Genomic DNA, 19,081 nt, shown 5'->3' on the forward strand with positions numbered 1-19,081 from the left:
CGCGCGTGAATCCGCACACCTTCCGCCCATGACGATCCTGGACCGAGTGAACTCGCCGGCCGACCTCCGGCGCCTGACGCGCGACGAATTGCGCGCCTTGGCGGCGGAGATGCGCTCGCGCCTGATCGACGTCTGCTCGCGCACCGGGGGGCACATCGGGGCGGGGCTGGGGGTGGTGGAGCTGTCGATCGCGCTGCACTACGTGTTCGCGACGCCGCGCGACCAGCTGGTCTGGGACGTGGGGCACCAGGGCTATCCGCACAAGCTCCTCACCGGTCGCAACGCGCGCATGGAGACGCTGCGCCAGGAGGGGGGGCTGTCGGGCTTCCTCAAGCGCAGCGAGAGCGAGTACGACACGTTCGGGGCGGGGCACGCCGCCACGTCGATCTCCGCGGCGTTAGGCATGGCGGCGGGGCGCGACCTGCAGGGCGACGACTACAAGGTGGTCGCGATCATCGGCGACGGCTCGCTCACCAGCGGGCTGGCCTACGAGGCGCTCAACAACGCGGGGCACAGCGAGCGCGATTTCGTGGTCGTGCTCAACGACAACGAGATGTCGATCGCCCCCAACGTCGGCGCGATGTCGAAGTACCTCAACCAGGTGCAACGCAACCCGCTGTACAACCGGGTGCGCGACCGCATCGGCGAGTTTGTCACGTCGCACGACGCCCTCAACACCCTCGTCCGCAAGTGGGAGGAGAGCGTGAAGTCGTTCCTCACCCCCGGCGTCCTGTTCGAGGAGCTGGGCTTTCGCTACTTCGGCCCCATCGACGGACACGACCTGGACGCCCTCATCGACACGCTCCAGGTGGTGCGGGAACGCGGCGGGCCTCGCCTGGTGCACGTCGTCACCCAGAAGGGGAAGGGCTTCCCCGCCGGCGAGCATGTCGAGAAGTGGCACGCCCTCCCCCCCGGCCACGACCCGGCCACCGGCAAGCAGCTCAAGGCCTCCACCGCGAACCCGGCGTACACGGCGGTCTTCGGCAAGGGACTCAGCGAGATGATGGACGAACGCCCCGAGGTGGTCGCCATCACCGCCGCGATGCCAAGCGGGACGGGGACGGCGGTGATCGCCAAGGCACACCCGGCGCGCTTCTTCGACGTGGGGATTGCCGAAGGGCACGCGGTGACGTTCGCGGCCGGCATGGCGACGCGCGGCGTGCGCCCGGTGGTGGCGATCTACTCGACCTTCCTCCAGCGCGGCTACGACAACGTCATCCACGATTGCGCGCTGCAGTCGCTCCCCGTCGTCTTCGCCATGGACCGCGCCGGGCTGGTGGGCGAGGACGGCGAGACCCACATGGGACTGTACGACATCGCCTACATGCTCGCCGTCCCCAACATGACGGTTGCCGCACCCAAGGACGGGACCGAGATGCTCGCCCTCCTGCGCGCCGGCATCGAGCAGACGCGTAGCCCCTTCTGCCTGCGGTTCCCGCGTGACGCATCGCCCGACATCGTGCCGCACGCGCGCGAGATCCCGGCGGCGCCGATCGGGACGTGGGAGGTGCTCGCGCGCGGTACCGATGGCGTCGCCATCCTCGCGGTGGGGACGATGGTGCAGGCAGCGCTCGCCGCCGCCGCCTCGCTGCAGCGCGAGGGCATCCACGTGACGGTCGTGAACTGCCGCTACCTCAAGCCGCACGACGAGGTCACCCTCGCGGCCCTGCTCGCCAGCCACAAGACGCTTCTCGTGGTGGAGGAAGGGACGGTGGTGAACGGCTTCGGCGCCTGCATGGCGCGCCTGGTGGAGCAGCAGGAGCCGCTCGTGCGCGTGATTGCGCACGGGGTCCCCGACCGTATCGTCGTCGCGGCATCGCGCGCCCGGCAATTGGCGCTTTGTGCCCTGGACGCCGACGGCATCGCGGCGCGCGTGCGGGCGCTGCACGAGAGCGAAGCGCTCGCGGGGTGACCGTCACGTGATGCGACTTGGCGTCGTCGGGCACCGCGGGTACGACGATCTGCTTCCGCTCCTCGAGACCCTGCACCGGCTCGCGCCCGCGCTGGACATCTCGCTCGCCCTCGAGCCCGACCTCGCCGCCCTGCGTCCCGGCGGCGCGATCCTGCACGAGTACGGCGCGCTCGACGCCCTCGTGTCGTTAGGCGGCGACGGGACGCTGCTGCGCGGGGCGCGGCTCCTGGGCGGGCGCGAGATCCCGATCCTCGGCATCAACCTGGGGCGGCTGGGCTTCCTCACTGCCTGCGGGCGCGAGGACATCGAGATCGCCCTGCGCCGCTTCGTGGCCGGCGACTACGTGTCCGACGCGCGCATGGCGCTCGAGGCCGAGGTGTCCAACGGCAACGGCCCCGAGTGGACCTGGCACGCGCTCAACGACGTCGTGGTACGCCAGGGAGGCAAGGCGCGCGTCATGCGGCTGCACGTCGAGGTCAACGACGAGGAGATTGCCAACTTCGCCGCCGATGGCGTGGTGCTCGCCACGCCGACCGGTTCCACCGCGTACTCGCTCTCGGCGGGGGGGCCGGTCGTCGACCCCGCCCTGGAGTCCATCGTGCTCACGCCGATCTCTGCCCACTCGCTGTCGATCCGGCCCCTCGTCCTTCCGCCGTCCGCGGTGGTGACCGTGCGCGTTGAGGATGATGATAGCGATCAATTGGTAACGATCGACGGACAGATCGGCGGTAGCTTCGGGAGCAATCACCGACTCACTGTCCGTCGCGCCCGCCGCGTCGTCCTGCTCGTGCGATTCCCGGAGATGACCTTCTTCTCGCGCATGCGACGCAAGCTGGGGTGGAGTGCGGGCGGCGAGACGCGCTAGCCGACCCCTCATGCTCACCGAACTGCGCATTCGAAACGTCGCCATCCTCGAATCCGTGGCGCTCCCGCTGCGCCCCGGCTTCAACGTCCTCTCGGGAGAGACGGGGGCCGGCAAGTCGATCATCGTCGAGGCGCTGGGGCTGCTGCTGGGCGAACGCGGGAGCGCCGATCTCGTGCGCGCGGGGGCCGACAAGGCGAGCGTGGAGGGGGTCTTCGACGCCACGGGACGCATTGAATTGCTGCGCACGCTCGACGAACGCGGCGTGGACGTGGAGGACGGGGTCGTGGTGCTCCGACGCGAGATTGCCAGCGGCGGGAGGAGCCGCGCCTGGATCAACGGGACCACCGTGACCACGGCGACGCTGGCCGAGATCGGGCGCGCGCTGGTCAACATCCACGGGCAGCACGAGTCGCAAACGCTCCTGAGCCCAGATGTGCAGCGCGCCGTCCTCGACGCCTTCGGAAGCGCCACCGCACTGGGCGCGCGCGTGGCCGAGGCGTGGGATGCCGTGACCGCCGTGCGCGAGGAGATCGCCTCGCTGTCGTCGCGGCGCGCGGCGGCGGAGAAGCGCGCCGATTACCTGCGCCATGTCGTGCGCGAGCTGGACGAGGCGCGGCTGGTGGTGGGCGAGGACGTGCGGCTCGAGGAGGAGGTGCGTCGCCTGTCGCACGTGGAGGAGCTGCGCGCCCATGCCACGCACCTGCGCGAGGCGATCGACGGCGAGGAGGAGTCGGCGCTCCGCTTGTTAGGCGCGGCGCAGCGCGCGCTTGGGGCGGCGGCGCGGCTCGATCCGTCGCTCGAGCGGCTGCAGGAGATGCTCGACGCCGCCTTCGTGCAACTGGAGGAACTCGCCCGCGAGGTGCAAGACTACGAGGGGGCGCTTGACGCCGACCCCGGCCGGCTGCTCGAACTGGAGCGCCGGCGCGACGTCCTGTTCCGCCTCACGCGGAAGTACGGCGGCTCGGTGGAGGGAGCGCTGGAGACGCTGCGCGAGGCGCGCGCCGAGCTCGATCTCGTGGACACCGCCTCGCTCGACCTGGGGGCGCTGAGCCAGCGCGAGACGGCGCTCGCCGGCGCACTCGCGCGCGAGGCGGGGGCGCTCACGACGGCGCGCGCACGCGCCGCCCGTTCGCTCGAGCGCTCGGTCGATGCCGTCTTTCCCGACCTCGGGCTCGCCGACGGCCATCTCACCGTGGCAATGACACCGCGCGCGGAGATCGGGCGCTGCGGCGCGGAAGAGGTGGAATACCGCGTGGCGCTCAACGTGGGGCACGAGGCGCGGGCGCTGGCCCGCGTTGCGTCTGGCGGAGAGCTGGCGCGCGTGATGCTCGCGCTCAAGACGATCCTCGCGCGGCTCGACGGCGTGCCCACGCTCGTCTTCGATGAGGTGGACGCCGGCATCGGCGGGCGCGTGGGGCTGTGCGTGGGCGACACGATGCGCCGCGTCGCCGGGCATCACCAGGTCTTCGCCATCACCCACCTGCCGCAGATCGCCGCGCGCGCGCATCACCACATCGTGGTGTCCAAGGGGGCGCGTGGCGGCGTGACGACGGCCGACCTGCGCGTGGTGGATGGCGAGGGACGCGTGACCGAGGTGGCGCGAATGCTCGGCGGCGATCCCGACAGCGAGACGAGCCGCGCCCACGCCCGCGAACTGCTCGAGGCCGCCGCCAGCGCCCCGCCGGCCGCCGTGCGTGAGGAGGGGACGCGGCGCAAGAAGGGGCGCACCGCCCGCGACGCCTAACGGCTATCGCCGCGTGCGCGCGGGGCGGTTCTCCGGGGTGCTCCAGAGGCGCGTGTACACGCGGAGACCAATGGCCTGCGTGAACGTCTTCGTCACGTTGCCATAGCCGCGCATCGACTGCCCCACCATGTAGCTCACCTCGAGCGGGAGCGCCGAACGGCCGCGGTAGTAGCCAGCCATCGTCGAGAAGGTGAAGCCGGCCACCAGTCGGTGTTCGTTGCGCGCCGTGCCCGCGTTGAGGATCGACGCATCCAGTGTCACCTGCTGCCCCGCGAGGTTGGTCACCGGGAACGCGCCGGTGTAGGCATCCTCACCCTTCTGCCACACGCTGTACGTGGCGCTCATCATCAGCGCATCGGTGAGCGTGAGGCGCGGCGAGACCTCGGCAGACCAGTAGTCGCCAAGGTCGCGCGCCACATACTGCCGGCGATACGCGGCCGGGAACGGGGCGTTTGGTGCGTCGGGGATTCGGAGGTACTGCTGGTCCGCGTTCTGCACGCCGTAGCGCGCCACCACGGACGTCCAGAAGCGGCGCCCCACGAGCACATCGGCAAAGACGCGCCCCTCGATATCCTGGCTCCCGTCACCGCTCCCGAAGTCGGCAAACGCGTCGGGCGATTTGACCTTGGCCGTCGACAGACGGTACACGCCCCCCACCGCCAGGCGCAACCTGACGCCGCGCCAGTCGGTGCGTTGCGGGGGGCGAGCGCCGAGGCCGTCGTACAGGAGGACCTTGCCACCGAGCTCGATGTCGCCCACCGTGGCGCGCTCGAAGGTGATGAGCGAATCGGCGCCGATGCCGTACACCGGGTCGGTCACGATGTTGGTGAAGTCGGTGTAGCCCATGAGCGGGGCTCCCACCGGCTTGAGGTCAATCCAGTTGGTGCGCCCGCTCGGCGCGCCAAGGAAGGAGCCGAAATCGGTCGACAGCGTGGCGAGGCGGGCGATGATGTCCTTCTGGAGGGCGCCCCCTTCCACCGGCGCGTAGCGCGATCCCTCCCCCGTCTTCGTTCCGTAGACACTGACGACGGCGGCGGCAACGGCGGTCCCCGTAGTGGCCAGCGCCTGCGCCCGTGCGCGATCGGCGTTGATGGCGTTGCACGCGGGATCGCTGCTCCCCGCGCACGTGGTGAGCAGGTCGTGCAGCTGCGTGGTGGCTTGGGTGAGCTGGGTGTGCAGGGCGAGGTTCTGGGCGCGCGCTCCCGCGAACTGGAACGCCGGGTTGATCCCCATCGTCCCCTCGTTGCGCCCGGGGTTGGGAATCAGCGAGACCTCGTTGCGCATGCGCACGTAGGGAATCAGCGCGCCTAACGTGATGCGTCGCGTGAGCCCGAACTCCATCGTGATCGGCGTGACGACCGACGACACGTCATAGTCCACGCGCAGCTTGCCGAGCGAGTTGGCGATGGCCGTCTTGCCGGCAAGCGTCTGCAGCGAACCCTGGATAGCGCGCAGCGGCTCGAAGCGATTGGCGTTGAGCGAGTCGAGGTCATAGTCGATCGCGAGGCGCTCCGGCTCTCCCTTCACGCGCCCGTTGAGCCCATCGCCGAAGCGTTCGTTGGCGCGTCCCCAGGTGGGTTGCACCCCGATTCGAATCATCCCCTTGGGCACGACCGTCGCGTCGTCGGACGGCCCCAGTGCCCGCTGTGCCAGCGCCGCCGCGGGGGCGAGCGCGAGCGCCGCGCCGAGCGCGACGCCGAGCGCGGCGCAAACCGTCACGCCCAGCCTGTCAGGACGCGCGCCGCGGCGCGGAACGCCCGGCAGCGAAACCCTGGACGCCGCGGCGACGCGCCGTCGTTTGAGGTGTAGGGTCGACAAGGTAAGTTGAGGCAATCGAGAGAATGCGGCGACACGCCCGCCGCCGCCCTGGCGGACGGGGCGAATGCCGGGTCCACGAAAGTAATCCAGCCGTGTACGATACACCGATTCCACCCATCCCGTGGCAGATCACCGGTAACCACTGGATCGCGCTCCCCTGCATCCACCCGGTCGACGGATCCATCCACGCGGTGGGAACGCTGCATCGCGGGGCCCGCGCCGCGGTGGAGTTCGCCGGGAGCGAGTCCTTTGCCGATGGTGGTGGCCCCGCGTTGTCCCGGCCGGTCCTCTCCATCGATGGCGTCCCCGTGGTCTGGAGTGATACGCCGCTCGCCTGGGAGCGTGCCCTCCACTGGCTCCCCACCTTCACGGCCACGCTCGGGAAGCTCGTGGTGCGCGCCACGATCTTTGCGCCGTACGGGCGTGACGCCGACACCGCCGGCGCGGTCTACGCCTTCGCCTTCGAGAACCAGTCGCAGCAGGCCATCAACGTCACCATCGGGCTCGAGGGGCATCTCGGGCACCGGCAGCTGCGCGTGCGCACGCCGCGCCCCTTCATCGACGCCCATGCCGTGCGTCGCGGGATGACCGAGGCGGTCATCCTGGGCGGGACCGCCGTCCCCGGACTTGTCGGGATGGCGATCGGTGCCGATGGTGCGGCAACGATCGAGGTCCCTAACGAGCAGGAGTACGCGATCCGGCGCGAGGTGCGCGTCCCGCCGCACGGCCATGCCGACACGGCGTTCTTCCTCGCGGTGGGGCCGGAAGGGGATGGGGCCGAGGCCACCGTCGCCGTCATGCGTCGCCGCGGCTGGCGTTACCTCCTCGCCTCCACGCGCGACACGCTGCGCGCCTTCGAGCAGACCACCGGACACGAGAGCGTCGACGCGATCATCAACCGCAACCTCCTCTTCGCGTACTTCTACGGCGTGGGGCGGGCGCTCGACGACGCGCACTTCTACCTCTGCCGCACGCGCGTGCCGTGGCATTCGCGCGGCGTCACGGTGCGGGAGTGGGAGTCGCTCATCTGGACCGTTCCCGCGGTGCAGCTCGCCGATCCTCCGCTGGCGCGCGAACTCATCCTGCGCGCCTGCGAGCTGCACGGCTACTCGCCAGGCATCGGGGTGCGCTACCTCGACGGGACGCTCTTCGAGCCAGGCTTCTCGCTGGAAGGGGCAGGGGCGTACGCAATCGCCATCGACCGCTACATCCGCGAGACGGGCGACGGCCAGATCGTCGAGGAACCGGTCATCGCCGATACCCTGTACGGCTCGCACGAGGACATCAGCACGCGGCGGCACGAGTCGATCCCGCTCTTCTCCACCGAGGTCACGCCATCGGGGCGCCCGGCGGCGTTTCCGTACACGTTGCACGGCAACGCGGTCGCGGCGCAGGCGCTGGATGTCTTCCGTCGCACGCTCGATGAGGAGACGGCGCGCGCCGTGGAGGAGCCGGAGGCGGTGCGCGCCGCACTCCAACACCACTTTGCCGGTGAGCGCGGGGGCAAGGCGATCCTCATGTCCGCGGTGAACCTGGGGGGTGAGGCGGTGGCGGACGACGAGCCCGGCGCGTCGGTCGTCTGGCTCCCGATGTATGAGACGCTGGATCGGCGCGACTCGGCGTATCGGCGCACCGTGCGCACCATCGATCTCGAGCCGCGGGTGCTGGCGCAGCAGATCGCGCGGTTGCTGGGCCCCGACGCCAAGGACGTGTTGCAGTGGCTGCGGCGCGCGCCGCTGCACGGTGGCCTCGCCGCCGAGAAGATCGACGCCGATGGGAACGCCACGGCCAACGGGGGCGACGCATCGTTGGCCGGGCTGCTCGCCTATACGCTCTGGTACGCCGTGCACGCCCTCGGCGTGACGCCGTGAGCGTCCCCGCTGGCGGCCGCGAGGCGGTGGAGGCGCTGTTCACCGCGGCGTACGGCCACCGTCCCGCGGCGGTGGCGTCGGCGCCCGGGCGCGTGAACCTGATCGGCGAGCATACGGACTACAACGGCGGAGAAGTGCTCCCCATCGCCATTGCGCAGCGGACCTGGGTGGCCATCGCGCCGGCGCGTGGTCACGCGTCGCGCGCCGTGTCGCGGGAGCGGGGCGAGGGCGGCGAATGGGGCAGTGCCTACACGCGAGCAACAGGGACGTGGTGGGACTACGTGGCCGGCGCCCTGCGCGGGGCCGAGTCGTTAGGCGCGCGGCCGCACGGGCACGACGTGGCCGTCGTGTCGGATGTCCCGATGGGCGCCGGCCTGTCGTCGTCGGCGGCGCTGGAGGTGGCCACGGTCGCCGCCGCGCTGGCCATGGAAGGGCTCCGCCTGGCACGCACGGCCGACGACGGCGCGATCCCGCTGCGCGACGTCGCCCTCGTGGCGCATGGCGCCGAGTGCGACTTCGTGGGTGTCGCCTGCGGCATCATGGACCAGTTCGCGAGTGCGCTGTGCGAAGACGGGCACGCGCTGCACCTGCACTGCGACACCGCGCAGGCGCGGAGCATCCCCTTTCGGCGCGGCGTTCTCATTGTCGATACCGTGTCGCCACGCGCGCTCCTTCACTCCGCGTTCAACACGCGTCGTGCCGAGTGTACCGCCGCGCTCGAGATCCTGCGCCAATTCGACCCGGCGCTCGATGTGCTCGCACACGCCACGCCGGAACTGCTCGAACGCGCAGCGCTCCCCGACCCGGTCGGGAAGCGCGCACGCCACGTGGTGGCCGAGACGCAGCGCGTGCGAGAGTTCGTGAGACATTGCGAAGCGGCGGCCGGCCGCCCTGGGCTGGGTTCGGATGAAACACGCGAGGCGATCGGGCTCCTGCTCAACGCATCGCACCGCTCCCTGCGCGATGACTATGAGTGTTCGTCGCCAGAACTGGACTGGGTGGTCGAGCACTGCGTGGCGCGCATCGGGATCGACGGGGCACGCCTCACGGGCGCTGGCTGGGGCGGGTGCGCGATTGTCGTTGGTGATGCCAAGGTCCTGGGCGAATTCTCCCACGAACTCGCCGAGACGTTCGAACTGTCGTGGGGGCGCCCACCGCGCACCTGGCTCACGTCGCCGGACGGGGGAGCGCGCATCGAGCGCTAGTCGTCGCGACGTACGGTGGGTGCAGACGTGCGTCGCCTTGTTGGACGCTGGGCGCGACGGCTATACTTCGCGTCGCGCGGGAATAGCTCAGTTGGTAGAGCACAACCTTGCCAAGGTTGGGGTCGCGGGTTCGAGTCCCGTTTCCCGCTCTGAGAACGGCAGAAGACGAGAAGCCTTCCCCAACGAAGGCTGGGGACGAGAAGACGAGAAGACGAGATGTCAGGGCGTGCGCCGCTTGACTCGTCTTCTCGTCTTCTCATGTCCCGACACCGTCGGGACCTCTCGTCTTCTCGACTTCGCGCGCGGGTGGCGAAATGGTAGACGCGGGGGACTTAAAATCCCCTTCGGGCAACCGAGTGCGGGTTCGAGTCCCGCCCCGCGCATCACGCACGACGCATCACGCACGACGCATCACGCACGACGCATCGCGCACGACGCATCGCGCACGACGCATCACGCGCTCGCACCCCTGACAGCGGTTCCCGCTACACTATCGATCATGGTTGACGTTGTCGCGCTTGCCGCCGAGTTGATGGCCATCGAATCGCCGACGGCGCTCGAAGCGAAGGTAGTGGACTACGTCTCCCGTTGGCTCGTGGCCCGCGGGTGGAACGTCACGGTCCAGGAAGTCACGCCGGGACGAGGCAACGTGTGGGCCTCGCGCGCCGGTGGTGGTGTGACGCTCTCCACGCACCTGGATACGGTGCCGCCATACGTGGCGCCGCGACTCGACCACGATCGCCTGTACGGCCGCGGGGCCTGCGACGCGAAGGGAATCGCCGCCGCGATGCTCGCTGCCGGTGCGGCACTCGCCGAGGCGGGCGAGGATCGCGTGGACCTGCTCTTCGTCGTCGGGGAGGAGAAGGGTTCCGACGGCGCACGCGCCGCCAACCGACTCCCCGCGACCTCGCGATTCCTCGTGAATGGCGAGCCGACGGAGTCGAGGCTCGCCGTCGGCTGCAAGGGATCGCTGCGCGTCCACCTGCGCACCCGCGGGCGCGAGGCGCACTCGGCCTATCCGCATCTCGGGCAATCGGCCATCGAGCCCATGCTCGAACTGCTGCCGTCGCTCAAGTCGCTCGACTGGCCCACCGACGAGCGGCTCGGCGACACCACGGTCAACATCGGGACGATTCGTGGCGGGACGGAAGCGAACATCATTCCCGGCAATTGCGAGGTGGAGTTGATGTTCCGCCTCGTGGGCCCGGTCGACGTGGTCAAGGCGCAACTGGAGCGGTGGGTGGACGGGCGGGCCGAGATCACGTACGGATCGCACATCCCCGCGCAGTTCTTCCATACCATCGGCGGGTTCGAGACGTCGCCGGTGGCCTATACCTCGGATATCCCGCTGCTCGACCGATGGGGCACACCGCTCCTCTTCGGCCCGGGCTCGATCCACGTTGCGCACACGCCTGACGAGTACATCGACGTCGCGGAACTTCGCGCCGCCGTCGAACACTATCAGCGGCTGGTGCGCGCCCTACTGGACACATGATGGCGCAGTCCTCGACCATGCCGGCTCGCAAGTGGCCGGTTGCCGTGCTGGGTGCCACCGGCGCCGTCGGCCAGACGTTCATCCGCCTCCTCCAGGGTCATCCCTGGTTCTACGTCGCCGAAGTGGCGGCGTCCGAGCGTTCGGCGGGTAAGTCATACGCCGAGGCCACGCGCTGGATCGAAGGGACCATGCCCACCGACGTCGCGGCGCTGACGGTGCGCAACTGCGACGCGTCCGAGGTCTCCTCGCGCATCGTCTTCTCCGCGCTGGACTCCAACGTCGCCGGCGAGGTGGAGGGAGCGTTCGCACGCAGCGGGGCGCTCGTCCTCTCCAACGCGAAGAACTATCGCATGGAAGCGGACGTCCCGCTCGTCATCCCCGAGGTGAATGCGTCGCACCTCGCGCTCCTGCCCGTGCAACGCCGCAACCGAGGCTTTGCGCCCACCGGCGGTATCGTCACGAACGCCAACTGCGCCGCGACCATGGCGACGATGGCGCTCGCGCCCCTGCACGAGGCGTTTGGGCTCGACAAGGTCTTCGCCACCACCATGCAGGCAATCTCGGGCGCCGGGTATCCCGGCGTCCCCTCGCTCGACATCCTGGGCAACGTGATCCCGTACATCGGCGACGAGGAACCCAAGATCGAGCGCGAGATGAACAAGATGCTCGGTCGCTTCTCCGGCCAGGGCGTCGACGTCGCCCCGTTCACCGTGAGCGCGCACGCCAACCGCGTCGCCACCGAGAACGGGCACATGGTCTGCCTGTCCGTCTCCTTCCTCAAGAAGGCGACTGCCGATGAGGCGCTTGCCGCGCTGCGCGCCTGGCGCGGCGAGGCTGTCGTGCACGGCCTTCCATCGGCCCCCACATTCCCGTTGGTGGTGACGGACGCCGCCGATCGTCCGCAGACGCGACGCGACGTCGGCGCCGGGCGCGGAATGACGGTCACGGTGGGGCGCGTGCGCCCCGACCCGATTTTCGACGTGAAGCTCGTCGCGCTGGGCCACAACACGATCCGCGGTGCAGCTGGCGGGTCGATCCTCAACGCCGAAGTCCTCGCCGCGCAGGGGGCGTTCGACACCGCATGATCGTCGTCAAGTTCGGCGGGACGTCGGTTGGCGATACCGCGGCCATCGAGCGCCTGACGGAGATCGTGCGCGGCAAGCTGCCGCGCCGGCCCATCGTCATCGTCTCGGCGATGGGCGGGGCCACGAATGCCCTCATCGCCATCGCCGAACAGGCCGCCGATGGGCAGCTCATCAGCGCCATTCGCGGCGTCGAGGCGCTGCGCGAGCGACACCTCGACACCGCCGAGCAACTGCTGGGCAACGCCCCCGAAGTGCACGACCTGAGCGCCGAGTTGAGCGCGACCTTCGACGAATTGGCCTCGCTCGCCGAGGCGCTGTCGGTGCTTGGGCACGCCACGCCGCGTTCCAAGGACGCCATCGCCGCCAAAGGGGAAATGCTGTCGTCGATCCTGGTCGCGGCGGCGCTTGCGGCGCGCGGCATCCCCGCGGAACATGTCGACGCGACGACGGTGATGATCACCGGCGACCAGTTCGAGCGGGCGGAGCCTCGCCCCGACAGGATCGCCGAGGCGTCGCAGAAGATCCTGCGCCCCATTGTCGAGCGCGGAGGTGTCCCCGTCCTCGGCGGCTACATCGGCTCCACCGAGCAGGGGATCGTCACCACGCTCGGGCGCGGGGGCTCCGACTTCTCGGCGTCGCTGTTCGGCGCCGCGTTAGGCGCCGACGCCATCGAGATCTGGACCGATGTGGACGGGATGCTCACCGCCGACCCGCGCGTCGTGAAGGGGGCGCAGCTCATCGAGCGCATCGGCTTCAACGAGGCCAGCGAGCTGGCCTCGTTCGGGGCCAAGGTGCTGCATCCGAGCACGATCAGCCCCGCCGTGCGGCTGGGGATCCCCGTCTACATCTACAACTCGCGCAACCCGACCGGGGCAGGAACGCTCATCACTTTCGACGCGCCCAAGCGTTCCGTGAGCGCGCTCGCCGGGAAGCAGGGGGTCACGGTGATCAAGGTGCGCAGCCCGCGCATGCTCCTGCAGCACGGCTTCCTGCGCACGCTGTTCGAGGTCTTCGACCGCCACCGCACCTCGGTCGATGTCGTGGCGACGTCGGAGGTGAGCGTGAGCGTAACGATCGATGCTGCAACGCACCTCGATACGCTCGTGGTCGACCTCTCGCACCTGGGCGACGTCTCCGTCGAGCGCAATCGCGGGATCGTGGCGATCGTCGGCGCCGGGCTCACCGAGTCCAGCGAGGCGATGTCGCGCGCCCTGGCCTCGCTCAAGTCGCTGCGCGTGCACATGCTTTCGCTCAGCGCGAGCGGGATCAACCTCACGATGCTCGTCGATGGCGACCAGGTGGGTGAGGCCATGCGGCGGCTGCACGAGGAGTTCTTCACCACCGGCGCGAGCTGAGCATGCGCCTCCTCATCATTGGCGACGGCAAGATGGGGCGCGCCATCGAGCAGTTGGCGCGGGAGCGAGGACACACGGTCCTCGCCATCCTGGGCGCGCGTGACAACGGAGGGGGCGACGCCATCGCCACGCACGCCGCAGCCGCCGATGTGGCGATCGAATTCACCGAGCCCGCTGCGGCGCGCGCGAACGTGACGGCGTGCATCGCCGCGGGGCTTCCCGTCGTCACCGGGACCACGGGGTGGTACGATGCGCTTCCCGACGTCGAGCGCCTCGTGCGCGACCGCGACGGCGCGCTCTTCTGGTCGCCCAACTTCTCGATCGGCGTGGCGCTGGCCCTCGAGGTGGCGCGTCAGCTCGGGGTGGTCTTTGCCCAGCACCCGCAGTTCGACGCGCACCTGGTGGAGACGCACCACCGCGCCAAGAAGGATGCCCCCTCGGGGACGGGGGCGGCCATGGCGGCGGCGGTGGCAGACTCGTTAGGGCGAGGCGTCCCCACCACGAGCGTGCGTGTGGGCCATGTCCCGGGAACGCATACGCTCATCCTCGACGGTCCATTCGAGCAGGTGACGCTGTCGCACGAGGCGCGCGACCGGCGCGTCTTTGCCGACGGGGCCCTTCGCGCCGCGGAGTGGCTGGCGGGGCGGAGTGGCATCTTCACCATGCGCGACCTGGTGCGCGCGCAACGCCCAAACGTTGGAACGCAGGAGGGAGCGTGAGCCATCGGCCACTCAGTGGGTGCGGCACCGCGCTCGTCACCCCGTTCACCCCCGCCGGCGCCGTGGATGAGGCGGCGTTGCGCGCACTCGTCGACTGGCAGGTTGCCGAAGGGATTCACTTCCTGGTCCCGTGCGGTTCGACGGGCGAGGCGGCGACGCTGTCCCTCGAGGAGCACGCGCGCGTCGTGGCCATCACCGTCGAGCAGGTGGCGGGGCGCGTCCCCGTCGTCGCCGGCGCCGGCTCCAACGATACGCAGAAGGCGATCGCCCTCTCCCGCGTGGCGCGCGACGCCGGCGCCACGCACCTGCTGCACGTCTCGCCGATGTACAACAAGCCGCAGCAGCGCGGCATCGTGGCGCACTTTGCCGCGATTGCCGCGGCGGTCGACCTCCCGATCGTCGTGTACAACGTTCCGGGACGCACGGGGAGCAACATCGAGGCGCGCACGACGCTCGCGCTCGCCGCCATCCCCGGCATCGTCGCCATCAAGGAGGCGTCGGGGAACCTGGGGCAGGTGGGCGACATCCTGCGCGACCGTCCGGCCGCGTTTGCCGTCCTCTCGGGCGATGACGCGCTCACGCTGCCGGTCATGGCACTGGGCGGGGAAGGGGTGATCTCGGTGACGAGCAACGCGACACCGCGCCGCATGACCGCGTTGGTGGACGCCTGTGCCGCGGGCGACTTCGGGGCGGCCCGCGCGATCCATCGGCAGCTGCAACCGTGGATGGCGGCCGCCTTCTGCGAGTCCAACCCCGCCCCGGTCAAGGCGGGGCTGGCGATGATGGGGCGCGTTGCCAATGTGGTTCGCCTCCCGCTGGTCCCGCTCGCCGACGCCCACACCCCCACCGTGCGGTCGGCGCTCGCCGCCGCTGGAGCACTCCCCGCATGAGCGACGACGCCCTGGCATCGCTCTCCTCCGAGATCGCCGCGCTGGCCGCCTGCCCGCCGGGGACAGCGCTCCCCGACTCGGCCGAGCGCACGGTCGCCGAGCTCATCGCGCGCCTCGAGGACGGTGAGGTGCGCGCGGCCCGGAAGGAGCACGACGGGCGGTGGCGCGCGGTGCCATGGGTCAAGCAGGGGATCCTCGTCGCCTTCCGCGTCGGCAAGGTCGTGGCGTTGCACCCGGCGGACCCGCACGCGCTCACCTGGTTCGACAAGCACACGCTCCCCGCGCGTCACCTCACGCTGGCCGATGGCGTGCGCGTTGTTCCTGGCGGCTCGTCGATTCGTCGCGGCGCGTATGTCGCCCCGGGCGTGGTCTGCATGCCGCCGATGTATATCAACGTGGGCGCCTGGGTCGGGACCGGGACGATGGTCGACTCGCACGCGCTCATCGGGTCGTGTGCCCAGGTGGGCGAGCGCGTCCACGTCAGCGCCGCCGCGCAGATTGGCGGGGTGCTCGAGCCGGTGAACGCCGCCCCGGTGGTGATCGAGGACGACGTGATCGTCGGCGGCAACTGCGGCGTGTATGAGGGAACGGTGGTGCGTGCGCGCGCGGTGCTGGGCGCCGGCGTCGTGCTCACCCGCGGAACCCCCGTCTACGACCTCGTGCGCGACACGGTCCATCGCGCCACCGCCGACGCCCCGCTCGAGATTCCCGAGGGCGCCGTCGTCGTCCCGGGCGCACGCGCGGTCACGGTCGGCTGGGGCGCGGCCAACGGACTCTCGCTCCAGACTCCGATCATCGTGAAGTACCGTGATGACAAGACCGACCTCGCCACGGCGCTCGAAGGATGGCTGCGCCGGTGACGGTCAGGCCATGACGCGGCCGTCGTCGCGCGACGTGGTCGGCGGGAGCGTTCGTGTCCCGGGCGACAAGTCGATCTCGCACCGCGCCCTCATGTTCTCGGCCTTCGCGACCGGGACGTCGCGTGTGCGCGGCATCCTGCAGTCGGACGATGTGAAGTCGACCGCCGCCGTCCTTCGCGCGTTAGGGTGGGCCGTGCCGCGCGTCGACCACGACATGACCATCGAGGGCGCCGGCTTCACGTCCCGTCTTGGTGCGCCCGCGTCCCGGCTGCAGTGCGGCAACAGCGGGACCACCACACGCCTCATGGCGGGAGTGGCCGCCGCGCAGCCGTTCGCCTCCACGTTCATTGGTGACGCCTCGTTGTCGCGCCGCCCGATGCGACGCGTGGCGGCACCGCTCGAGGCCATGGGGGCGCGCATCGAGTTCCTGGAGGGGCACGACGGGCTCCCGATGGTCGTGCATGGCGCCACGCTCCACTCGGTCGATTGGACGCTCCCCGTGGCCAGCGCGCAGCTCAAGAGCGCCGTCCTCCTGGCCGGGTTGTGCGCCCGCGTTCCCGTGCGCGTGAAGGAGCCGGCCCCCACGCGCGACCACACCGAGCAGATGCTCTCCGCGCTTGGGGTGCAGGTCGCGCTCGACGCCGATGGCTTTGTCGCATTGCAGCCGGCGGATCGGCTCGCCCCGCTCGACCTCGACGTCCCCGGCGATCCGTCGTCGGCGGCGTTCTTCCTGGCGCGAGCCCTCCTCGCGGACGAGGGAAGCATTCGCCTCCAGAACGTGCTCCGCAGCCCGTATCGCGATGGCTTCCTGCGCGCGATTGTGCGCATGGGCGCGCGCGTGGACGAGGTGCGCGACGGCGATGCGGGGAACTCGCCGCGCGATGACCTCGTGGCGCATGGCGGCCACCGGTTGCGCGCGATCTCCGTCGGCCGCAACGACGTGACGTCGATGATCGACGAGATCCCCATGCTGGCCGTGCTCGCCGCCCGCGCCGAGGGCGTCACCGAGGTGCGAGGCGCCGATGAACTGCGCGTGAAGGAGAGCGATCGCATCGCCGCCGTCGTCTCCAACCTGCGCGCCATCGGCGTCGACGCCGAGGAACTCCCCGACGGATTGATCGTGCGCGGCACGGAGGCGCCGCTCGCCGGGCGCGTCGTCACCCATGGCGACCATCGCATCGCAATGGCGTTCGGCGTCCTCGGCGCCACCCCCGGCTGCGCGATCGACATCGACGACCCCGACTGCTGCTCCGTCTCCTATCCGGGCTTCTGGCGCGACCTGGCCCTCGTGCGCGATGTCGTCCGATAGCCGCCCGCACCCGAATTGGCGCAGCGGACACCTCGTCGTCGCAATCGACGGTCCCGCCGCCTCGGGGAAGTCGTCGACCGCACAGTGGGTCGCCGGTGAGTTGGGATTCCGGCACGTCGACTCGGGCGCGCTGTATCGTGCGGCCACCGCCGTCGCCCTCCGCAGCGGACGTCCGGCGAGCGAATGGACCCCCGCCTGGCTCCTCGAACAGGCAGCGCGCATCACCCTCATCCCCACGGAGACGTCGTTTGCTCCGCACGTCGATGGCGAGCGTATGGATGAGGAGATCCGCGGGACCGAGGTCACGCGTCACGTCTCGCTCGTGGCCCAGATGCAGGTGGTGCGTGGCTGGGTGAATGCGCAGGTACGCGAGGTCGCGAAGTCGTTCGACGTCGTCTGCGACGGGCGCGACATGGGCACGGCGGTCTTCCCGGATGCGGAGCTCAAGGTCTTCCTGGTCGCCGATCCGTGGGAGCGGGCTCGCCGCCGGCTGATCCAGCGTCTGGGGCGTCGCCCCACTGACGCCGAGATCGCCGAGGAGACCGACCGCCTCGTCCAGCGCGACGCCGCCGACGCGACGCAGACGGTGCAGGCCAAGGACGCCGTCCTGGTCGACACCACCTACCTGACGCAGGTCGAGCAGGTCGAGCGGATCGTGGCCCTGGCGCGCGCCACTCGGAGCCGCCGCCCGCTCACTCCGTTGGGCGACCTCCCCTCAGTTCCCCCGCCGGACGGAACGCCGGACGCCTAGCGAGCGGCCCGTCGGCCGAGGCCGTCAAGGTGGTGCGGGCGGGAGCGGCAGGGCAGAGCCAAGTTGCCGTGGGGGCGCGACTTCCGGGTGGTGCGGGGCGTTGACTCGCGGGGGCGTTCCCGGGTAGGTTTCGCGTTCCCCAAAAACGGCCCTCGTTCGCGCAGCGCGCTGCGACTCGTGATGCGCGATGCGCGCGGGGGCCGGTCATCCTCATTCCTCAGCCTCGTCGCGGCGAGCCTAAATATCCGCTGACACAGGAGCCACCCTACTCATGGCCGAGTTCGACACGAACGGCATGTCGATCGTTGAGAAGCGCAAGGCCCAGAAGGCCGAGCTGCGCCCGCTCGCCAATCGTCGCCCAGAGCTGTACGACGAAGACGAGTATTCGTCTGCGGAGTACGAGAAGATGATGGAGATGTACAACGGGACGCTCGCCTCGATCGATGAGGGCGAGATCGTCAAGTCCCGTGTACTCGAAATCCGCGAGAACATGGTGGTCCTCGACATCGGCTTCAAGTCCGAAGGGACCATCCCGCTCGAGGAATTCAAGGACATGCCCGACCTCAAGCCGGGCGACGAAGTCGAGGTCCTGCTCGAGCACCTCGAAGACCAGGAAGGCTCGGTCGTCCTGTCGAAGAAGAAGGCCGACTTCATGCGCGTGTGGGAGAAGATCCGCGTCGCGTATGAGACCGACCAGCCGGTAGAGGGGACGCTCGTCAAGAAGATCAAGGGCGGCGTCGTGGTCGACCTCATGGGCGTCGACGCCTTCCTCCCGGGCTCGCAGATCGCGCTGCGGCGCGTTCCCAACATCGACGAACTGCTCGGCCAGAAGTACGAGTTCAAGATCATCAAGCTCAACAAGCGCCGCCGCAACATCGTCGTCTCGCGCCGCGTGATCCTCGAGGCCGAGCGCGCCGGCAAGCGCGAGAAGCTGATGAAGGAGCTGCAGAAGGACCAGGTGCGGAAGGGCGTCGTCAAGAACATCACCGACTTCGGGGCGTTCATCGACCTCGGGGGCGTCGACGGCCTCCTCCACATCACCGACATGGCGTGGGGGCGCATCTCGCATCCCACGGAGATGGTGCACATCGGCGACGAGCTCGAGGTCAAGGTGCTCGACATCGACTGGGAGCGCGAGCGCATCTCGTTAGGCCTCAAGCAGCTGCAGCCGTATCCGTGGAAGGACGTCATCGAGAAGTACC

At 70.0% G+C, this 19,081-nt stretch carries 15 protein-coding genes and 2 tRNA genes; 16 read left to right on the forward strand and 1 reads right to left on the reverse strand.

The window, feature by feature from the left end:
* The first annotated feature begins 28 nt into the window (after positions 1-28).
* The 3 genes from IT359_19475 to recN are packed head-to-tail and all read left to right on the forward strand — an operon-like array spanning position 29 to position 4,521.
* On the forward strand, positions 29-1,912 hold the full coding sequence (locus IT359_19475) for a 1-deoxy-D-xylulose-5-phosphate synthase (protein MCC6931180.1): 1,884 nt from the start codon (positions 29-31) through the stop codon (positions 1,910-1,912).
* A gap of 7 nt (positions 1,913-1,919) precedes the next feature.
* Positions 1,920-2,777, forward strand: coding sequence for an NAD(+)/NADH kinase (locus IT359_19480; protein ID MCC6931181.1), 858 nt, complete (start codon positions 1,920-1,922; stop codon positions 2,775-2,777).
* Between the two features lie 10 nt (positions 2,778-2,787).
* Positions 2,788-4,521, forward strand: a complete 1,734-nt coding sequence (gene recN / locus IT359_19485) for a DNA repair protein RecN (GenBank protein ID MCC6931182.1) — start codon at positions 2,788-2,790, stop codon at positions 4,519-4,521.
* Between the two features lie 3 nt (positions 4,522-4,524).
* Here recN and IT359_19490 read toward each other — a convergent pair whose 3' ends face one another.
* A complete protein-coding gene (locus IT359_19490; protein MCC6931183.1) occupies positions 4,525-6,240 on the reverse strand; it encodes a hypothetical protein in 1,716 nt (571 codons plus the stop codon).
* A 191-nt stretch (positions 6,241-6,431) separates the two neighbouring features.
* On the opposite strand from IT359_19490, the gene IT359_19495 reads away from it, so the two are divergent.
* The 13 genes from IT359_19495 to IT359_19555 form a co-directional block, all read left to right on the forward strand.
* A complete protein-coding gene (locus tag IT359_19495; protein ID MCC6931184.1) occupies positions 6,432-8,210 on the forward strand; it encodes a hypothetical protein in 1,779 nt (592 codons plus the stop codon).
* The gene (galK, locus tag IT359_19500; GenBank protein ID MCC6931185.1) at positions 8,207-9,415 is read left to right on the forward strand and encodes a galactokinase; all 1,209 of its coding nucleotides are present in this window, start codon (positions 8,207-8,209) and stop codon (positions 9,413-9,415) included. The genes IT359_19495 and galK overlap by 4 nt, the downstream gene beginning before the upstream one ends.
* Positions 9,416-9,491: 76 nt before the next feature.
* Positions 9,492-9,564: transfer RNA gene (locus tag IT359_19505), tRNA-Gly, on the forward strand.
* 151 nt (positions 9,565-9,715) lie between these two features.
* Positions 9,716-9,798 (forward strand) — tRNA-Leu (locus IT359_19510).
* A 116-nt stretch (positions 9,799-9,914) separates the two neighbouring features.
* Positions 9,915-10,910, forward strand: a complete 996-nt coding sequence (locus IT359_19515; GenBank protein ID MCC6931186.1) for a M20/M25/M40 family metallo-hydrolase — start codon at positions 9,915-9,917, stop codon at positions 10,908-10,910.
* On the forward strand, positions 10,910-11,995 hold the full coding sequence (asd, locus tag IT359_19520; GenBank protein MCC6931187.1) for an aspartate-semialdehyde dehydrogenase: 1,086 nt from the start codon (positions 10,910-10,912) through the stop codon (positions 11,993-11,995). Before IT359_19515 ends, asd begins: the two co-directional genes overlap by 1 nt.
* Positions 11,992-13,350: a lysine-sensitive aspartokinase 3 gene (lysC, locus tag IT359_19525; GenBank protein MCC6931188.1), complete on the forward strand. Its 1,359-nt coding sequence runs from the start codon at positions 11,992-11,994 to the stop codon at positions 13,348-13,350. Before asd ends, lysC begins: the two co-directional genes overlap by 4 nt.
* A 2-nt stretch (positions 13,351-13,352) precedes the next feature.
* Entirely contained in the window at positions 13,353-14,069 is a 717-nt protein-coding gene (locus IT359_19530; GenBank protein ID MCC6931189.1) for a hypothetical protein, read from the forward strand.
* Positions 14,066-14,959, forward strand: coding sequence for a 4-hydroxy-tetrahydrodipicolinate synthase (locus tag IT359_19535; protein ID MCC6931190.1), 894 nt, complete (start codon positions 14,066-14,068; stop codon positions 14,957-14,959). Before IT359_19530 ends, IT359_19535 begins: the two co-directional genes overlap by 4 nt.
* Positions 14,956-15,819: a 2,3,4,5-tetrahydropyridine-2,6-dicarboxylate N-succinyltransferase gene (locus tag IT359_19540; protein ID MCC6931191.1), complete on the forward strand. Its 864-nt coding sequence runs from the start codon at positions 14,956-14,958 to the stop codon at positions 15,817-15,819. Before IT359_19535 ends, IT359_19540 begins: the two co-directional genes overlap by 4 nt.
* Positions 15,770-17,128 carry a 3-phosphoshikimate 1-carboxyvinyltransferase gene (aroA, locus tag IT359_19545; GenBank protein MCC6931192.1) on the forward strand — a complete coding sequence of 453 codons (1,359 nt, stop codon included), beginning with the start codon at positions 15,770-15,772 and terminating at the stop codon, positions 17,126-17,128. The genes IT359_19540 and aroA overlap by 50 nt, the downstream gene beginning before the upstream one ends.
* Entirely contained in the window at positions 17,115-17,879 is a 765-nt protein-coding gene (gene cmk / locus IT359_19550; GenBank protein MCC6931193.1) for a (d)CMP kinase, read from the forward strand. The genes aroA and cmk overlap by 14 nt, the downstream gene beginning before the upstream one ends.
* Positions 17,880-18,150: 271 nt before the next feature.
* On the forward strand, positions 18,151-19,081 hold a 931-nt coding region (locus IT359_19555; protein ID MCC6931194.1), incomplete at its 3' end, for a S1 RNA-binding domain-containing protein.

This window comes from Gemmatimonadaceae bacterium (assembly GCA_020852815.1).
Lineage (GTDB): Bacteria > Gemmatimonadota > Gemmatimonadetes > Gemmatimonadales > Gemmatimonadaceae > SCN-70-22.

Coding starts and splice junctions, on each gene's coding strand:
- IT359_19475 (MCC6931180.1), top strand. CDS start 29: ATGACGATCCTGGACCGAGTGAACTCGCCGGCCGACCTCCGGCGCCTG.
- recN (MCC6931182.1), top strand. CDS start 2,788: ATGCTCACCGAACTGCGCATTCGAAACGTCGCCATCCTCGAATCCGTG.
- IT359_19515 (MCC6931186.1), top strand. CDS start 9,915: ATGGTTGACGTTGTCGCGCTTGCCGCCGAGTTGATGGCCATCGAATCG.
- asd (MCC6931187.1), top strand. CDS start 10,910: ATGGCGCAGTCCTCGACCATGCCGGCTCGCAAGTGGCCGGTTGCCGTG.
- lysC (MCC6931188.1), top strand. CDS start 11,992: ATGATCGTCGTCAAGTTCGGCGGGACGTCGGTTGGCGATACCGCGGCC.
- IT359_19530 (MCC6931189.1), top strand. CDS start 13,353: ATGCGCCTCCTCATCATTGGCGACGGCAAGATGGGGCGCGCCATCGAG.
- IT359_19540 (MCC6931191.1), top strand. CDS start 14,956: ATGAGCGACGACGCCCTGGCATCGCTCTCCTCCGAGATCGCCGCGCTG.
- aroA (MCC6931192.1), top strand. CDS start 15,770: ATGACAAGACCGACCTCGCCACGGCGCTCGAAGGATGGCTGCGCCGGT.
- cmk (MCC6931193.1), top strand. CDS start 17,115: ATGTCGTCCGATAGCCGCCCGCACCCGAATTGGCGCAGCGGACACCTC.